Origin of the sequence: Finegoldia magna, from assembly GCF_018371055.1 — a bacterium.
GTDB lineage: Bacteria > Bacillota > Clostridia > Tissierellales > Peptoniphilaceae > Finegoldia > Finegoldia magna_I.
This window is the reverse complement of the sequence record NZ_JAGYZD010000292.1, coordinates 1-1907: the sequence shown is the minus strand read 5'-3', so window position 1 is coordinate 1907 and position 1907 is coordinate 1. Positions and strand designations below refer to the sequence as shown.

The 1907-nt window shown below is 30.9% G+C and carries 3 protein-coding genes and 1 pseudogene; all 4 read left to right on the top strand.

All coding sequences use genetic code 11. The features are described from left to right. Positions 1-207: pseudogene (locus KHW44_RS09210) on the top strand (Asp-tRNA(Asn)/Glu-tRNA(Gln) amidotransferase GatCAB subunit B); the annotation flags it as partial. Then, on the top strand, positions 207-809 hold the full coding sequence (gene rdgB, locus KHW44_RS09205; RefSeq protein WP_294685622.1) for an RdgB/HAM1 family non-canonical purine NTP pyrophosphatase: 603 nt from the start codon (positions 207-209) through the stop codon (positions 807-809). The pseudogene KHW44_RS09210 and the gene rdgB, both read left to right, overlap by 1 nt. Further along, positions 790-1254 carry a metallophosphoesterase gene (locus KHW44_RS09200; protein ID WP_294685623.1) on the top strand — a complete coding sequence of 155 codons (465 nt, stop codon included), beginning with the start codon at positions 790-792 and terminating at the stop codon, positions 1252-1254. Before rdgB ends, KHW44_RS09200 begins: the two co-directional genes overlap by 20 nt. Then, on the top strand, positions 1251-1907 hold a 657-nt coding region (locus KHW44_RS09195; RefSeq protein WP_304068762.1), incomplete at its 3' end, for a bifunctional 5,10-methylenetetrahydrofolate dehydrogenase/5,10-methenyltetrahydrofolate cyclohydrolase. The genes KHW44_RS09200 and KHW44_RS09195, both read left to right, overlap by 4 nt.

The window sequence follows — 1907 nt, the reverse complement described above, 5'->3', positions numbered from 1 at the left end:
AAAGAAAAAGGATTATTACAAGTTGATGACGATAATTTACTACAACAAATAGTGGATGAAGTCGTAGCAGAAAATCCAGAATCTATCGAAAGTATTAGAAATGGTAAGGATCGTGCGATTGGTTTCTTAGTTGGCCAATGTATGAAGAAGTCAAAAGGCAAAGGAAATCCTCAAAAGTTCAACGAATTAATTAAAGAGAAAATCTAATGAAAAAAATATATTTATCTACAGGAAATAAAGGAAAAATTTCTGAAATAAAAGAAATACTTTCTGATTTGAATTATGATGTGTATTCCAAATCTGAATTGGGTATAAATGAAGATGCAGTAGAAGATGCAGAAACATTGGAAAGCAATTCACTTATCAAAGCTAAATTTCTAAAAAAATATACAGACGATATTGTAATGAGTGATGACACAGGACTATTTGTAAATTCTTTAGCTGGAAGACCTGGAGTATATTCTGCAAGATTTGCAGGCGATGAATGTGACGATAGTAAAAATCGTCAAAAACTTTTATCTGAATTGAAAGATAAAGAAGATAGAAGTGCTTATTTTGAAACTGTAATCACAATTATAGATTCAAATGATGAAATTCATCAAGCTAAAGGCAGAGTAAATGGCAAGATTTTACTAGAAGAGTGTGGAGAACATGGTTTCGGATACGATAGTATTTTTGTTCCAGATGGTTACGATAAAAGTTTTGCACAAATGGAAGACAGTGAGAAAAACAAGATTAGTCACAGAAAAAGAGCTTTGGAAAATGCCAAAATCATTTTGAAAGGTTTAAATGAAAGTAGCAATAATTAGTGATACACATAACAAAATCGCAAAAGTTTATGACTATTTATTTGACAAAGAAATTGACATCATCGTTCACTTAGGAGATGTGTGCGATGATGCAATTTTACTTGAAGAATTATTAAAAGTAGAAGTCATTTATGTAAAAGGAAATAACGATTTTTATGTTGCTGGTGGTGAATATGACAAGGTTATTAGGATTCCTAATAAAAATATTTTCATAACACACGGCCACAAGTACAATGTATCTTCAGGAGTGACAAGATTAGTCGAAAAAAGCAAATCATTAAATTGCCAAATGTGTTTGTATGGACATACGCATAGGTATTTTAATGAAAAAATTGATGGCGTTTGGGTTATCAATCCAGGATCTGTAACTTATCCAAGAGATGGACAAGCTGGATTTGTAATATACGATACAAATAATGAACAAATAGAAAGGATACTTTTATGAACGTATTAGATATTAAAGAACTTAGAGAAGATTTAGGTAAAAGAATTATCGATGGTGTAGAAAAATTAGGCAGAGAAGTTAAGGTTGCAACTGTAAGAGTTGGCGAAAACGCAGGAGATATTTCTTACGAAAAAGCTGTAAAAAACAACTGCGCTAAGTTGAACATAACTTGTGATCAAATAGTTTTAGAAGAAGGAGAAAATGAAAAATTAATCCAAACTATTAAAGAACTAAATGAAACACACGACGGTATATTGATGTTTAGACCATTAAAAGATAAAAAATTGGAAAAAGAAATTCAATATATAATTGCACCAGAAAAAGATATTGATGCGATGGGAATGGTTAACTTAGGAAAAGTTTTGGCAGCAGAAGAAGACGCTTATTATCCAGCTACAGCAAGAGCTGTTGTTGAAATAGTTAAATACTACAACTTCGATGTTAAAAACGTGGTAATCGTAAACAGATCACTTGTTTTAGGTAAACCACTTTTCAATATGCTTATAAAAGAAAACAAAACTGTTACAATGTGCCACTCTAGAACAGAAGACATCAAATCATTTACTAAAAATGCTGATTTGGTTGTAACTGCAGTTGGAAAAGCTAAAATGTTTGATGATTCTTACTTTACTGAAAATTCTTATGTAGTAGAT

What these genes read in the sequence shown, in the direction of transcription:
- rdgB (WP_294685622.1), top strand. Translation starts at nt 207, where the DNA reads ATGAAAAAAATATATTTATCTACAGGAAATAAAGGAAAAATTTCTGAA.
- KHW44_RS09200 (WP_294685623.1), top strand. Translation starts at nt 790, where the DNA reads ATGAAAGTAGCAATAATTAGTGATACACATAACAAAATCGCAAAAGTT.